This window comes from uncultured Halovibrio sp. (assembly GCF_913056445.1).
Classification (GTDB): domain Bacteria; phylum Pseudomonadota; class Gammaproteobacteria; order Pseudomonadales; family Oleiphilaceae; genus Halospina; species Halospina utahensis_B.
Map to the genome: position 1 here is coordinate 1 of NZ_CAJXMA010000069.1, position 14,989 is coordinate 14,989.

At 62.9% G+C, this 14,989-nt stretch carries 15 protein-coding genes and 1 pseudogene; 8 read left to right on the forward strand and 8 right to left on the reverse strand.

All coding sequences use genetic code 11. The features are described 5' to 3' along the window. Positions 1-877 (reverse strand): porphobilinogen synthase (hemB, locus tag QZ501_RS11895; RefSeq protein WP_363174779.1); only part of this gene is annotated, 877 nt, incomplete at its 3' end. Between the two features lie 288 nt (positions 878-1,165). Between hemB and QZ501_RS11900 the strand changes: the two genes are divergently transcribed. The 3 genes from QZ501_RS11900 to QZ501_RS11910 are packed head-to-tail and all read left to right on the forward strand — an operon-like array spanning position 1,166 to position 3,770. Continuing rightward, a complete protein-coding gene (locus tag QZ501_RS11900) occupies positions 1,166-1,798 on the forward strand; it encodes a TetR/AcrR family transcriptional regulator (RefSeq protein ID WP_151439828.1) in 633 nt (210 codons plus the stop codon). Beyond that, a complete protein-coding gene (locus QZ501_RS11905; RefSeq protein WP_160898975.1) occupies positions 1,795-3,480 on the forward strand; it encodes an isovaleryl-CoA dehydrogenase in 1,686 nt (561 codons plus the stop codon). The genes QZ501_RS11900 and QZ501_RS11905 overlap by 4 nt, the downstream gene beginning before the upstream one ends. Then, positions 3,480-3,770 carry a DUF503 family protein gene (locus QZ501_RS11910; protein ID WP_295719735.1) on the forward strand — a complete coding sequence of 97 codons (291 nt, stop codon included), beginning with the start codon at positions 3,480-3,482 and terminating at the stop codon, positions 3,768-3,770. The genes QZ501_RS11905 and QZ501_RS11910 overlap by 1 nt, the downstream gene beginning before the upstream one ends. Positions 3,771-3,808: 38 nt before the next feature. Here QZ501_RS11910 and QZ501_RS11915 read toward each other — a convergent pair whose 3' ends face one another. Continuing rightward, a complete protein-coding gene (locus tag QZ501_RS11915; protein WP_151439825.1) occupies positions 3,809-4,081 on the reverse strand; it encodes a hypothetical protein in 273 nt (90 codons plus the stop codon). A gap of 144 nt (positions 4,082-4,225) precedes the next feature. Then, a complete protein-coding gene (locus QZ501_RS11920; RefSeq protein ID WP_151439824.1) occupies positions 4,226-6,454 on the reverse strand; it encodes a hypothetical protein in 2,229 nt (742 codons plus the stop codon). Between the two features lie 234 nt (positions 6,455-6,688). Here QZ501_RS11920 and panP point away from each other — a divergent pair, with 234 nt between their 5' ends. Next, positions 6,689-8,359, forward strand: a complete 1,671-nt coding sequence (gene panP / locus QZ501_RS11925) for a pyridoxal-dependent aspartate 1-decarboxylase PanP (RefSeq protein WP_295719739.1) — start codon at positions 6,689-6,691, stop codon at positions 8,357-8,359. On the opposite strand, the gene QZ501_RS11930 is transcribed toward panP, so the two are convergent. The 5 genes from QZ501_RS11930 to QZ501_RS11950 all read right to left on the reverse strand — a co-directional run bounded on the left by QZ501_RS11930 (position 8,353) and on the right by QZ501_RS11950 (position 12,588). Then, positions 8,353-8,619 carry a hypothetical protein gene (locus QZ501_RS11930; protein WP_095615898.1) on the reverse strand — a complete coding sequence of 89 codons (267 nt, stop codon included), beginning with the start codon at positions 8,617-8,619 and terminating at the stop codon, positions 8,353-8,355. The genes panP and QZ501_RS11930 overlap by 7 nt on opposite strands. Positions 8,620-8,680: 61 nt before the next feature. Continuing rightward, the gene (locus tag QZ501_RS11935; RefSeq protein ID WP_295719742.1) at positions 8,681-10,255 is read right to left on the reverse strand and encodes an inorganic phosphate transporter; all 1,575 of its coding nucleotides are present in this window, start codon (positions 10,253-10,255) and stop codon (positions 8,681-8,683) included. Positions 10,256-10,358: 103 nt separating this feature from the next. Beyond that, positions 10,359-11,219: an acyl-CoA thioesterase II gene (locus QZ501_RS11940; protein WP_151439821.1), complete on the reverse strand. Its 861-nt coding sequence runs from the start codon at positions 11,217-11,219 to the stop codon at positions 10,359-10,361. Positions 11,220-11,248: 29 nt separating this feature from the next. Beyond that, the gene (locus QZ501_RS11945) at positions 11,249-12,412 is read right to left on the reverse strand and encodes an FAD-dependent oxidoreductase (protein ID WP_295719746.1); all 1,164 of its coding nucleotides are present in this window, start codon (positions 12,410-12,412) and stop codon (positions 11,249-11,251) included. Between the two features lie 8 nt (positions 12,413-12,420). Continuing rightward, complete coding sequence (locus tag QZ501_RS11950; protein WP_077529675.1) at positions 12,421-12,588, reverse strand: rubredoxin; 168 nt, start codon at positions 12,586-12,588, stop codon at positions 12,421-12,423. Between the two features lie 157 nt (positions 12,589-12,745). Here QZ501_RS11950 and QZ501_RS11955 point away from each other — a divergent pair, with 157 nt between their 5' ends. From QZ501_RS11955 to QZ501_RS11970, 4 genes and pseudogenes are all read left to right on the forward strand, one after another. Continuing rightward, positions 12,746-13,303 carry a hypoxanthine-guanine phosphoribosyltransferase gene (locus QZ501_RS11955; RefSeq protein WP_151439819.1) on the forward strand — a complete coding sequence of 186 codons (558 nt, stop codon included), beginning with the start codon at positions 12,746-12,748 and terminating at the stop codon, positions 13,301-13,303. Positions 13,304-13,322: 19 nt separating this feature from the next. Further along, the gene (locus tag QZ501_RS11960; protein WP_225741682.1) at positions 13,323-13,868 is read left to right on the forward strand and encodes a chorismate lyase; all 546 of its coding nucleotides are present in this window, start codon (positions 13,323-13,325) and stop codon (positions 13,866-13,868) included. 26 nt (positions 13,869-13,894) lie between these two features. Beyond that, positions 13,895-14,791 (forward strand): 4-hydroxybenzoate octaprenyltransferase, encoded by an 897-nt coding sequence (ubiA, locus tag QZ501_RS11965; protein WP_160898969.1) that lies wholly within the window; start codon positions 13,895-13,897, stop codon positions 14,789-14,791. 60 nt (positions 14,792-14,851) lie between these two features. After that, positions 14,852-14,989 (forward strand): annotated as a pseudogene (locus tag QZ501_RS11970) (DNA-binding response regulator); the annotation flags it as partial.

Genomic DNA, 14,989 nt, shown 5'->3' on the forward strand with positions numbered 1-14,989 from the left:
CGCTGACCTGGTAGGCGAAAACCGGCACCCGGAATTCATTGCGCACCTGGTTGATCACATCCAGGTAGGGCATACCGGGTTTGACCATGACCATATCCGCGCCCTCACCCAGGTCCAGCGCCACCTCTTCCAGGGCCTCACCCAGATTGCCCGGATCCATCTGGTAGGTCCGTTTGTCGCCACCGCCCAGGTTGGCCGCCGAGCCCACCGCATCCCGGAAGGGTCCATAGTAGCTGGAGGCATACTTGGCAGAATAGGCCATGATCCGGGTGTTCACACAACCTTCATCTTCCAGCGCCTCACGGATAACGCCGATGCGCCCGTCCATCATATCCGAGGGCGCCACCACATCCGCTCCGGCCCGGGCGTGGGAAACCGCCTGGCGCACCAGCGCTACCAGGGTTTCATCGTTGAGCACATAACCGCTGTCATCGATGATCCCATCCTGGCCGTGACTGGTGAACGGATCCAGAGCCACGTCCGTCATGACCCCCAGTTCCGGGAAGCGCTGCTTGATCGCCCGCACCGCCTGCTGGGCCAGACCGTCCGGATTCCAGGCCTCGGCGGCGTCCTCACTCTTGCGCTCCGCAGGAGTGACCGGAAACAGCGCCACTGCCGGTATTCCCAGCTCCACCACCTCTTCCAGATGAACCAGGAGACGGTCAATGCTGTGGCGCTCAACCCCCGGCATGGAGGGAACCGGCTCCGTCTGCCCTTCGCCCGGCAGCACAAAGACCGGGTAGATCAGGTCATCCACGCCCAGGTGCGTTTCGCGCACCAGGCGACGGGAAAATCCGTCACGACGGTTACGGCGCATGCGGGTTGCTGGGAACTCTCGGCTGTGGCGGGTCACTGTCCGTCTCCTGTTGCTGCTCATGGCCTTGCTGGCACCATTATGCCAGAGAGCGCCTGCAAGCCGGGCAGGTTTCCGGCCAGCCGGAGGATGTGATTTTTTGTTGCAGCGCGGGCCCGGGCCAGCTGCAGCAGCTAGACTGTAAGTCAGGTCAGGGGCCTGAACGCACCTGACCGCTATCCCTTGAAGTACTGCTCCGCCGGGCCTCTGTGCCCGGCTTTTTCACGGATTCCTCTTATCTCCGACAGAGCTTGACGTAAGAACTGAATTGTTATTCAATCATTGTAGATTGCCCCGGATTCAGGAGCATCCATGGCCTATCGCGAAACGCCACGCATGCGGGCCCGCAAGGAAGCCACACGCCAGCGCATCCTCGATACCACCCAGAGTCTGGTCGCTTCAGGTGGCTTCGGGGCCGCCTCCGTAGCGCGGGTTGCCGAGGAATCCGGTGTCGCCATTGGTTCTGTCTACCGCCATTTTGAGTCCAAGAGTGACCTGTTTGCGGAGGTTTTCCGGCATGCAACCGAAGTGGAGGTCAAGCGTGTCGGTGAAGCGCTGAACACCACAGGCCCTGCTGATGAAGCACTGGCCAAAGCGCTGGAAGTCTTTGCCAGAAGAGCCATCCGCTCGCCCACCATGGCATGGGCACTGATTGCCGAGCCGGTTGACCCCCTGGTCGACGAGGAACGCCTGCGTTACCGCCAGGCCTATGCGGAACTTTTTGAACAGACCCTGGTCCGGGGCATACGCGAGGGATGCTTCCGCCCGGATCAGAACCCGAAACTCAGCAGTGCCGCCACGGTCGGTGCCATTGCCGAAGCACTGGTCGGTCCCCTGTCACCCGCCGCCGACGGGCTCGACAGGGAAAAGGCCGACCAGCTGATCCATGACGTCGTAAGGCTCTGCCTGCAGGCCGTACGAGCACCCGGAGGACAACAACAATGAACGCCCCCCTTGAGACCAACCAGGACAGCACCTTCCTGGCGGACACCCACGAAGTCTTCAATCAGCCCCCCGCACTTGAGGATTACAACCTCTACCGCGAGGACCTGGCCCTCCAGGAAGCCATCCGGCGCGAAGGCGCCGCGCGGGCAGAGAGCGAACTGGACGTCTACGGCGCCATCACCGGCCGCTCGGATGTCATTGATCTGGGCCACAGCGCCAACGCCAACAAGCCAGAGCTCCATACCCACGACCGCTTTGGCCACCGCATCGACGAAGTGCGCTTCCACCCCGCCTATCATGAGCTCATGACCATGGCGCTGGAAGGCGGCCTGCAAAGCGCCCCCTGGACCGACCCCGGCGAGGGCGCCCACGTGGTTCGTGCCGCGCGCTACTACATGCACAGCCAGGTGGAAGCAGCCCATTGCTGCCCCATCACCATGACCTTTGCCTGCGTACCGGCGCTCCGGAAACAGCCCGAGCTGGCGGAATACTGGCTGCCCAAGATCCTCAGCCGCCACTACGACCCCCGCAATGTGCCGGATTCGGAAAAACAGGCGGTCACCATCGGCATGGCCATGACCGAGAAACAGGGTGGTTCCGACGTACGCGCCAACACCACCAGGGCTTACCCGCTGGCGGAGGAGGGCCCGGGGAAGGCGTACCAGCTGGTAGGACACAAGTGGTTCGTATCAGCGCCCATGTGCGATGCCTTCCTGGTTCTGGCCCAGGCCGCGGGCGGACTGAGCTGCTTCCTGATGCCACGCTGGCGCCCGGACGGTACAAAGAACGCGATGCAGATCCAGCGCCTGAAGAACAAGATGGGCAACGTCGCCAACGCTTCCAGCGAGGCGGAACTGAGAGGCGCCCACGCCTGGATGGTGGGCGATGAGGGCCGGGGCGTGGCCACCATCATCGAGATGGTCGCCATGACCCGCTACGACTGCATGATCGGCTCCGCCGCCGGCCAGCGCCAGGCCGCGGCCCAGGCGCTGCACCACTGCGCCTACCGGGACGCCTTCGGTGGCCGGCTCAACCAGCAGCCGCTGATGCAGAATGTGCTCGCAGACCTGGCTCTGGAGAGCGAGGGCTCCGTGGCACTGACCATGCGCATGGCACGCGCCATGGACAACCAGGATGACCCGGAGGAACGCAACCTGGTGCGCCTGGTCACGGCGGTGGGCAAGTACTGGATCTGCAAGCGCACACCCCAGCACGCCTACGAGGCCATGGAGTGCATCGGCGGCAGCGGCCTGATGGAGGACTGCATCATGCCACGCCTGCTGCGCGAATCGCCGGTCAATGCTATCTGGGAAGGCAGCGGCAACGTCCAGTGCCTGGATGTTCTGCGGGCCATGAACCGTGAACCCGGCGTGCTCGACAGCTTCTTCGCGGAAGTGAACCGGGCTCGGGGCATGAACGCGGACTTTGACGCGTTCACCAGCGAACTCGAGGATGAGTTCCGCAACAACGACAACCTGGAATACCGCGCCCGCAACCTCACGGACCGCATGGCGCTGGCGATCCAGGCGTCACTGCTGCTGCGCGGCGAGAACACGACGGTCGCCGAAGGCTTCTGTGCCGGCCGACTCCGCCATCGCGACCACTTCCAGTTCGGCAACCTGCCGGACGACGTCGACTGCGCGGCCATCATCGAGCGCGCGACGCCCAGCGTGGAGGACTGATGGAGAACCCGCACCTGGGCGTCATGACCCTGCATTTCCAGGTCTACGGCTGCGAAACCGTGCGGGACAAGAAACGCGTCTTCTCGGCCATGCGCCGGATCTGGGGCAGGGAACCGGATCTGGCCGTGGCCGAGATCGCCGACCAGGACGACCCCGGCCTGGCCACCTGGAGCGTGGTCACCACCGGCCCGGATCCCCGACTGCTCCAGCATCGCCTGCAGGAAGTCGAAAAAGCCATCCTTGCGCGGATTGATGCCCCCATCCTCAACACCCAGGTCGAGATCGACTGAGGCAACCAGCTTCGCCTGCGCGAGGAACGGTAGCGCCGTTACTCGTCGGTACTCTCCTCGATACCGTCTCCGGCTTCCTCGGCTGCCTCACCCATTTCTTCCCCGGTTTCCTCGGCAGTCTCTTCAGCCTGCTCCATGGCGTTTTCCTGGGTGCCAGTCATATCCTCGGTGGTTTCCTCCGCACTGTCAGCGGTATCTTCCGCCATTTCTTCCATCTCTTCACCGGCTTCCTCCATTGAGGAATCATCACCACAACCGGCGAGACCCAGTGCAGCCACGAGGGTTAGGCCAATAATCCATTCGCGTTTCATAACGACACTTTCCTTCTGACTTGGAATGTGCCGCAGACTTTTACATTTGTTTACGCACGGCGGCAATAACCGCCCTATTACCATTAATTCAGCTTATTCAGGGCGTTACCCAGGATCGCCCGACTTGCAGCCGGGCGCCATGCCTCACAGATCGTCGTTCAGTGAGATCATCTGGGTCTTGCTGATCTTGTGCCTGTAGATTTCGCGCAGGTACTTGATCGCCTTCTTGATGTTGTCCCGGTTCAGACGGATGTCGTTGATCGAGACGAAATTGCTCCGGTCGTGGCACATCTCCCGGTACTTCTTCTCATACATCGGCTTGATGGCGTACCAGTTGGTATCAAGGATCTTGGCCGGGTTCTCGAACTCATTGAGCATCTGATCCACCAGCTCTTCATCAAACTCCTCGTTCTTGATGAACTGGAGCATGCTGCGATCCAGGGTGTCATCGAAGCGCGAGCTCTCGTTGGCGAAGCAGCGCTTGATGTAGGCCGTGATCAGGGTCAGGAAGTCGTCGCTCAGGCACGGGCTCTTGACCACCAGGGTGGTCAGCGAGAGGTTCGCCGAAGCCCCGATCACCAGTGCGTAGCGCTTGAGCGTGGTGTTCGGGAAGAGCGCGTTGAGGTGTGTCTTGAGCCGGTTCAGGTCCACATAGGAGAGCTTGTAGTCCTTGGGCAGTGACACGATCGAGACAATGGACGAACAGTTCTGGAAGAAATGCAGGTCACTCAGGGTCTCAGCGTTGTAGCCGGAGTCCCGGAAGCGCTTGAGCCGCTCACGGTAGCGCTCGGACTCGATCGGCAACAGGCTCACGCCCTCGATGGCCTGGGTTACCTTGTTGAAATGCGGCAGGTCGATGGAGCGGTAGAAGAGGTCATCGATGTCCAGACGCGACTCCTCATCAAAGCGCTTACGGTCGCTGACATCATGGGGCGTGGTCGGTACCACGGACTCCGCATAGGCCACGGCCACCGGCCCGGCCAGGCTCATGAACAGGTCGTTGGCGTCCAGGCGGATGGTCTCGCCGATGTCCACGCCGGCACGGCGGAAGTAGTCCTCGTCGTAGTCGGTAGTCACCGCCTGGGCCGTGAGGATGTTGAAGATCTGCTGGGAGATGTACTGGTTGGCGTACTTCTCCATCGCGTTCACATCCACGTACTGGATGTTGCCGTCATCCGTCTGCTCCGCGTAGCGCATGATGTCGTTGGAGATCAGCATCATGGCGTTCCAGGGCCGGATGCGGTTCATCATGTTCTCATCGCTGGTCTCCTCCGTGTCGAAGTTGTAGGAGAAGTCCCACTCCTCGGAGAGATACTTGCACAGCAGGCGACCGGCGTTGATGTGCAGCGCTTCGGACATCTCCACCTGGTTGTCCTGGATGTTCGGCAGGATGCAGATGCCACTGGTGAAGATGGGCTCGAAGATGAAGGCGTGATCCTGATTCTGGATGCCAGTGTCCTCCAGCTTGGGATCAAAGGTCTTGCGCATGTAGGCGTACTGCTGCGCCAGCCCGAACTCTGAGGCCATGCCGGAACCGGTGCCGCCACCAGCGGAGAAGATGTAGAAATACAGGCGTGACTGGTTCGCCTTGATACCGCAGGAGTCGATCAGATAGGAGTGGATGAACTTCCAGTCCTCGTTGCTGAACTGCTGGGTATCCTTGTTGAGGATGATCTTGGCCAGGTACTGGCCGAGGATGGGCGCGTTACCCGCACCACCGGCGTGAACCTCGGAAAGATCCATGATCTTGAGCTTGTTGTAGTCGTCCAGGAGGTAGTTGTCGTCCTCCTTGTTATGGGTCAGCTGGATGCGGCCCTCAATGTCCTTGTCCAGATCACCGAGCATCACCATGGGCTCGATCAGGAATACCGGCTTCACCGAGTTCGGCGTGGGCAGGTTGAGGCTGTTGCGGATCCAGCGCATCGGGCCCACTTCCTTCTCACGGCTGCGCCGCTCCTCGCTGTTCAGCTCCTGCAGGTAATAGGTGCGGGCACTGTGCACCAGCGCGGCAACGTCCAGCGCGATGTTGGAGCCGCACCGGCCCAGCCCGATCAGGCATACGGACGGGAAAACCTGGTCATTGCGCCCGGTCTTGTCCGGCGCCGCACCGGTAATGGTATTGGGGAACACATTGGCCCGGAGCTCATCCAGGTTCGACAGGATCTGGTCAAGATCCTTCTCGGTGAAGTACATATAGGGCTCCGGTGACGTACTGCTCTGGCCACCAGTGCCTGAACGGCGGCGCGTCCCGCCCGACTTGCCTTTGCCGCTGGATTTGGCTTGGCTGGCACGGCCGGTCTTCTGGTCGCCGGTCGGCTCCCCGGCCGACTGCTCCGTATGATCTTCCCCGGTCGTCGTGTTCGACTCGCTCATGACCTGATACCTGTCTCTGTGCCGCGCTGAATGGAGGGCAGATTACTGGATTTTCACCCTCCATCAAGATAGCTTGTCCAGCGCGATTCGCAATCCATCGGTTGCAATTCGACACATACCCGAGCACAGCGCCAGAGGCGACGGGTGCTGGTCTGGCGTAAGCTCAGTCCTTATACTTTCTGGTTTGGGCACCTGAGACGAACGCCCTGCAACCATACTGGAGCCCAAGCAGTCATGAGCGGCCAGAGAAAAACCGCACAAGCCAGTCTGGAGGCAATGTACCGGATCTTCACCATTCCGGAGGCTCCGGACTCGACGCTCAGCCGTCTGGACCAGGACATATCCCGGAACCTGACCGGCTTCCTGCAGGACCACATCGTGGCCCTGGAGCGCGAAATGGGCGAAATGGAGAAGGACTTCCAGGACCCCCGCGTTCCGGAGAAACCCATCTTCGTTTCCGAACAGGCCCAGTTCCTTCTGGACAAGCTGGTCTCCCAGTCCGTGCACACGGCGTCACCCAGCTTTGTGGGGCATATGACCTCAGCCCTGCCGTACTTCATGCTGCCGCTGTCCAAGATCATGATCGCCCTCAACCAGAATCTGGTGAAGACCGAGACCTCCAAGGCCTTCACTCCGCTGGAGCGCCAGGTCCTGGGCATGCTTCATCATCTGGTCTATGGCTGCGAGGACGCCTGGTACCGGCAGTGGATGCATGACCCGCATCACGCCCTCGGCGCCATGTGTTCAGGCGGCACCATTGCCAACCTCACGGCGCTGTGGGTCGCACGCAACCAGGCTTTTCCGCCTGAGGGCGGGTTCCGGGGCGTTCATCGAGAGGGGCTTTTCCGCGCGCTGCGCTTCTACGGCCATGAAGGGGCTGCGGTGCTCGTTTCCTCAAGGGGGCACTACTCGCTCACCAAGGCAGCCGATGTGCTCGGGATCGGCCGGGACAATCTCATCCCCGTGGCCACCGATGCCAACAATCGCATCGACCCGGACGCACTGCGCGACCGTTGCCTGGAGCTCCAGCGCCAGAAGATCAAGGTCCTGTCGATTGTGGGCATTGCCGGCACCACGGAAACCGGGCACGTGGACCCACTGGAGACCCTGGCGGATATCGCCCAGGAATTCCGGGCCCACTTCCATGTGGATGCGGCCTGGGGCGGGCCCACGCTGTTCTCCCGCCAGCACCGGCACCGGCTCAAGGGCATCGAGAAGGCGGACTCCGTCACCATTGATGCCCACAAGCAGCTGTACACGCCCCAGGGCGCGGGCATGGTGCTGTTCCGCAATCCGGCATCGGTGAGTGTGATCGAGCATCACGCCCAGTACATCATCCGCAAGGGATCCAAGGACCTGGGCAGCACCACCCTGGAAGGCTCACGCCCCGGCATGGCCATGCTGATCCATTCCGGGCTGCGCATCATCGGACGGGAAGGCTACGAGATCCTGGTCGACCAGGGCATTGAGAAGGCCCGGTCCTTTGCAGCCATGATCCGCGAGCACGATGATTTCGAGCTGATCACCGAACCCGAGCTCAACATCCTCACCTACCGCTACTGCCCGGCCCGCACCCAGGAAGCGCTGGCGCGGGCAGACGGGGCTGCGGCGGAACGCATCAACGCCAGCCTCAACCGCATCACCCGATTCATCCAGAAAACCCAACGGGAGCGCGGCAAGTCCTTTGTCTCACGGACCCAGCTGGAGCCGGCCCAGCACAACCACTATCCCTGCGTGGTATTCCGGGTCGTTCTGGCCAACCCGCTGACCACACACGACATCCTCAGTGACATGCTGGAGGAGCAGTCGGGCATCGCGCGCGAAGAGCGTATTGCCGGGGAGCGCCGGGCGCTGGAGTCCGCCGTGGCGTCGGTTCTGGAAGGCACGGAACAGGCGGCTCAGTAGAGCGCCTGCTCCTCTTCCAGTACATCCTCGATCACGTCCAGGAAGATCTCATCCGCCTCACTGTGGGCCTCTGGAATCCGCACAATGGTCTCGGCGCTGATCTCCCTGGCGATCCGTTCCCGGGCGTCGCGCTCCTGGCGATGCTCACGGGCGATCTCCATGCAGCGCGCAGCCACTGTGGGTTCGCTCAGAACCTTGCGGATGAAGCCCCTGAGTTCATCAATGACCTTCTGCTGGCGGCTTTCAGTCGGCGTTGTCATCAATCTCTCCTGGCTTGGGGCGGTTACTGGATGGATTCATCCGCCCCAGTATAGCAATGCATCAGACGAAAATGCCGCGCAGCGTGAAATAGAACATGGCGGCCAGCAGCCCGGAGGCCGGCACCGTGATCACCCAGGCGGCCACGATCTTGAGCATCAGGTGGCGCTTGACCATCTCCTCCTGGTAGATCTTCTTCAGGCGCTTGCGCTCTTTCTTCTTCAGGCGCACTTCCGTCTGCTTCTCCTTCGCCTGGCGGATCATGGCCTCCATCTCCTCAACGGACGCCCGGCGGAAATCATCCAGAAACGCCTGAAGCTGTTCCCGGTCGTTCCCCTGGTGATGCTCCAGGATACCGTGCAGACGGCTGGCGTAGTTGGTCTTGAGGAACTCGCGCAGGAAGCCGACGCCGAAGACGGCGCCCAGCGCAATGTGGGTGGAGCTCACCGGCAGCCCCAGCTGGGAGGCGATGATCACGGTAATGGCCGCTGCCAGTGCAATGCAGTAGGCGCGGGTCTTGTCCAGTTCCGTGATCTCGCTGCCGACAGTTTTGATCAGACGAGGCCCGTAGAGCGCCAGCCCCACGGCCAGCCCCACGGCCCCCAGCAGCATAACCCACAGCGGGATGGGAGCCTGGCCAGCAATGTCACCGCTGGTGATGGCCTCGTTGATGGCCGCCACCGGGCCGATGGCATTGGCCACGTCATTGGCGCCGTGGGCAAAGGAAAGCAGCGCCGCCGCGAAGACCAGCGGGATGGTGAACAGGCCGTTCACACCCTCAATACTGTTGGCCATGGTCGCCGCCTGGCGCACAATGCCGGCCCGCACCACCTGGAAGGCAATGGCTGCGATCACCAGGCCCACGCCTGCGGCCTCCAGGAAGCTGGCGTCCCAGATCTCAGGCAGCGCCTTGATGACCAGATAGGTGGCGAAAGCCCAGGCCATGACCGCGATCAGCCAGGGCACGACCCGCCGGGCCGCCATCACCCGATCCTGCTTGTAAAGCACAGTCAGCTTGATCAGATAAAGGAAAGCCGCGGAAATCAGGCCACCCAGCATCGGCGAGATAACCCAGGACGCAACGATGCTGCCCATCACGCCCCAGTTCGCAATGGCCAGCCCTCCGGCGGCCAGCCCGGCCCCGAGCACGCCACCCACGATCGAGTGCGTGGTGGAGACCGGCGCCCCCAGTATCGTTGCCAGATTGAGCCACATGGCACCAGCCAGCACCGCCCCGGTCATCAGCCAGATGAAGTTGCGGGGGTCGGCCACCATCTCCGGGTTGATGATGCCGCCCTTGATGGTGCTGATCACCTCGCCACCAGCAATCAGCGCGCCAGCAGCCTCGAAGATGGCGGCGATGATGACGGCCCCGGTCATGGTCAGGGCCCCGGAGCCTACCGAGGGCCCAACATTGTTGGCTACGTCGTTGGCCCCGATGTTCATGGCCATGTAGCCGCCGAAAAGCGCGGCGACCAGCAAGAGCGGGGAACCGGGAACGGTCAGCCCGCCGAAATGCATGAAGGCCCATATCAGGAGCAGGAACAGGCTCCCCACGCCCAGACGGAAAAGACGGGCGGCGGAGGCATCGGAGGCAAGGTAATCGGCAGCGGAGTCGGGAACGGCTGGCTGGGTCATGAGTCGTCACCACTGGGCACGTCGAATGGTTGTTCGCACGCGCACTATAATGGAGCCTGTCACAGAAATGAAACCTCCGTCACGCTCTGAAGACGGTGGCGCCTTACCCCTTACGCTGTCGAATCAGCGCCTCCTGTGCCACGGAGGCCACAAGCTCACCCCTGCGGTTGAAGAGCGTGCCCCGGTTCATGCCCCGCCCGGAAGAAGCACTGGGGCTGTCCATGTCGTAGAGCAGCCAGTCATCCAGGCGCAGGGACCGGTGGAACCAGAGAGCGTGATCCAGGCTTGCCACCTGCATGCCCGGCGTTGAGAACCCGGCCCCGTGGGGTCGCATGGAGGTGGCGAGCAATCCGAAGTCCGAGGCATAGGCGAGGATCGCCCGGTGCAGGACCGGATCGTCCGGAAGCGGACCACGCGCCCGGAACCAGCTCTGGCGCGCGGGATCCGCGGGTTCCGGCCTGAGCGGATCCTCGGGCTCGACCGGGCGGATGTCGATGGCGCGCTCTTTCATCATCTGCTCGCGCCGTTCCTCCGGGATCAGGTCACGCACCTGTTCCCGCAGCGCCTGCTCGGAAGTCAGCGTTTCCGGATCCGGTGCAGTGGGCGCATCAAACTGATGCTCAAAACCTTCCTCTTCGATCTGGAAGGAGACCATGGCAGTGAGGATCTCACGCTCATCCTGGCGGGCGATCACCCTGCGCACGCTGAAGGTTCCGCCATCACGTACGCGCTGGACCTCATAATCGATGCCACGATGCGGGTTGCCCGGACGCAGGAAATAGGCGTGCATGGAATGCGCCAGGCGCCCCTCCACGGTACGGCTGGTGGCCATCAGGCCCTGACCGAGCACCTGGCCGCCGAACACATTGGGAAAGCCGAGATCATCGCTTTCACCACTGAAATGGTCGTCGCCGAGCGGCGCGACATCCAGCAGCCCCACAAGCTTGCGCGTTACCTCTTCCATACCACCGGTTCCCGTTATCAACCTGATTCTCAGGCCGGCAGAATGGCCGGCACTTCCTTCGACAGCGACTGCTTCTCGCCCGCACAGTCACCGGTGACCGCGAAGCCGAGCAGATCGCCGTTTTCCGACCGGAACAGGACACGCAGGCTGCGGCCCTCGCCCTCGACGTGCCATTCGCCGGCCGCATCCGCCGGGGGCGGGCACACGGCTACGGGGCAGGCAGGCGTCTTCACCGTCACCGGCATGCTGCCGTAGTGCACCGGGGTGCGCTCGCCGGTAAGGCTCTTTGCCAGCGCTCGCGCCGCTGCCATCAGGGGCATGACGTAGGGCAGCACGTGCCCGCAGACCTCGGCGCAGTCCCCCAGGGCATAGACACCCGGGGCGCTGGTCTCCAGATACTGGTTCACCCGGATGCCCCGACCACACTCGATGCCAGCAGCGTCCGCCAGCTCCGTCCGCGGTTGCAGGCCCACGGCCGCCACCCCCAGATCCGCCTCAATCACGCGCCCGTCATCCAGGGTGACAATGACACCCTCACTGGTTCGATGTACCGCGCTGGCACTGTGTTGCAGGTGGAACCGGACCCCGGCCTCTTCCAGCCCGGCCCGTACCGCCTCCGATGCGGCTTCCGGAAGCAGCGCCGGAAGAACCCGCGGATCCGGCGCGACCACCTCCACCTCGAAGCCACCGTTGATCAGGTCATTGGCGAACTCGCAGCCGATCAGACCGGCCCCCAGGATCAAGACCCGGCGCGCCCCGGCCACCCCCTCACGGAAGTGGCCGTAGTCCGTAAGGTCATTCACCTGATACAGGGCATCAAGACCATCGCCTTCGATTGGAATACGGATGGGGTTTGCCCCCCAGGCCAGGATCAGACGGCCGTAGTCGAGTGTTCCGGCATCCGTTGTAATCCGGCCGGCCTCCGTATCAATGGCCTCAACCCGTGTATGGGTCATGATGCGCGCGTTGAGCGCCTCAGCCTGGGTATCCGCATCCGCCTGCGCCAGCTCATCGGCGGTCTTACCCTTGGCAAAACCGTTGGAAAGCATGGGCTTGGAGTAGCTGCGGCCATCATCGGCCGTGACCAGTACCAGCGGGGTTTCGGTATCGAGCTTGCGCAGCTCCCGGGCCAGGGTATAACCGGACAGTCCGGTCCCGATGATGACGACGGGCAGGGTCTGATTCTGGCTCATGGGCGGGCTCAGTCGATCTCAACCATTTCAAAGTCTTCCTTGCCCACACCACAGTCCGGGCAGGTCCAGTCCTCGGGCACGTCCTCCCAGCGGGTGCCCGGCTCAATGCCATCCTCGGGCCAGCCTTCCGCTTCGTCGTAGATGAATCCACAGACTACGCACTGCCACTTTTTCATGGCCTACTCCTTAACGAATGACAAATATGGAGCGCATTCTAACCAAACACTACCCCCGGATTACACCCGACAGTGTCAGAATCGGGACAATCGGGCACCGCGGCGTTATACTCGCGCCTTTCAAATCCACCCCTGACCGCGGAGAGCGCGTCCAGCCATGTCCCGGAACACAGCTGAAATGCAACAGGTTTTCGACGAGGCCGACTGCATCTACACGGAAGGCCAGGTCAGTGAGGCCATGGATCGACTGGCCGGTGAAGTAACCGCCACCATCGGCGACCAGGACCCGCTCATCCTCTGCATCATGAACGGGGGTCTGGTGGTTGCGGGCCAGCTTCTGCCCCGTCTAGCCTTTCCTTTGCAGCTGGACTACGCCCAGCTCTCCCGTTACCGGGGCAACACCACCGGCGGGGAGCTGGAGTGGAAGGTTCACCCGCAGACCCGGCTGAGCGGACGCACGGTGCTGATCGTCGACGACATCCTCGACGAGGGCGACACCCTGGCCGCACTGACCGAGGCCTGCCAGACTGAAGGCGCAGAACGGGTCTGGACACTGGCACTGGTGGAGAAACATCACGACCGCAAGAGCCAGCCGGGCTTCGAGGCGGACTTCATCGGCCTGCAGACCCCAGACCGTTACCTGTTCGGCTACGGCATGGACTACCAGGGCTACTGGCGCAACGCACCGGGCATCTACGCGGTCCGGGGCCTGTAGGCCAATGGAGGGAACCACCATGGGGTTTCGCCCGCGCCCCTGGCACTGGCTGCCCCGATACCAGCGCCGGGTGGTCCGGCATCGTGGTTCCCTGACACGGCTGCTGCGTGGTTTGACCCGCCACCGTTTCCGGGTGCGCGTCCTGCGCGAGGGTTATCGCCTTCCGAAAGCGGACGAAGCCAGGGAACTTGGCCTTCCAGCCCGCCAGAAGGCGTGGATTCGGGACGTGCAATTGATTGGCGACGACACCCCATGGGTACAGGCGCGCACGGTCATCCCGCTCCACTGTCTGGAAGGCCCGAACCGTCGCCTTCGCCACCTGGGTAACCGCCCATTGGGCTCCGCGCTTTTCGGCCGCCATCCCTGGTCCCGTGAGGCATTCACCTGCGGCCAGGCACAGCCGCTCGGGCACGCCACCCAGTACCCGGCGCGACGCTCGCGTTTCCGCCGCGGCCAAGGTACCCTGCTGGTCACGGAGTGCTTCCTGCCCCCTCTGTGGGACGACATCAGGGACCAGGCCGTGCGCCGTCACCCGACCCACGGGGACAGCCTCCGACCACTCTAGTCACGGGCCGCAACGGACAGGGAACCATGACGACGACACGCCTTCAGCCGGCACTGGACCGGGCGCGTGAGCGCCTGCCGGATTTCATACAGCTGATGCGGATCAACCGGCCCATCGGCAGCCTGCTCCTGCTCTGGCCCACCTGGTGGGCACTGTGGCTGGCCGCCGACGGCCTCCCGAGCCTGGCCAACCTGGTGATCTTCACCCTCGGGGTCTTCTTCATGCGCGCCGCCGGCTGCGTCATCAACGACTTCGCCGACCGCAACCTCGACGGTCACGTCAAACGCACCCGCGAACGCCCCCTCGCCACCGGCCGTGTGCGCCCGGGCGAGGCCATCGCCCTGTTTCTGGGCCTCTGCCTGGTGTCCTTCCTGATGGTGGTGTTCTTCACCAACCGTCTCACGCTCTGGCTGTCCTTCGGCGGCGTGGCCCTGGCCTTCATCTATCCGTTCATGAAGCGTTACACGCACCTTCCCCAGATCGTGCTCGGGGCGGCTTTCTCCTGGGCCATCCCCATGGCGTGGGCGGCGGAGGCCGGCGAGGTCACCCGCATTGCCTGGCTGCTCTACATCGCCAACCTGGTCTGGACGGTGGCCTATGACACCCTGTACGCCATGGTGGACCGGGATGACGACCTCAGGATCGGCATCAAGTCCACGGCCGTGCTCTTCGGAGACATGGACCGCGCCGCCGTGGGCGTCCTCCAGGCCACGACCCTGCTCACCCTGCTGCTGGTCGGCTTCCAGGCCCAACTGGGGGCGCTCTTTGTGCTGGGGGTACTCACCATGGGCGGACTTTTCGGCTACCAGCAGTGGCTCATCCAGAGCCGGGATCGGGACAGCTGCTTCCGCGCCTTCCTGAACAACAACTGGGCCGGGTTCGCGATGTTCCTGGGGCTGGCACTGGATCTGGCCCTGTCATGATTCTGTCATAATAAGGCTGTGTAATAGCGCGGTAACTGAGCCGACAGAGATGTAACATCCATGGCCGAAAAAACCGTCCTGATTGTTGATGATGAAGCCTCCATCCGCGAGATGATCGCCGTGGCACTGGAGATGGCGGGCTATCACTACCTTGAGGCCGGCGATGCCCGCCAGGCTCACAGCCTGATCGTGGATGAG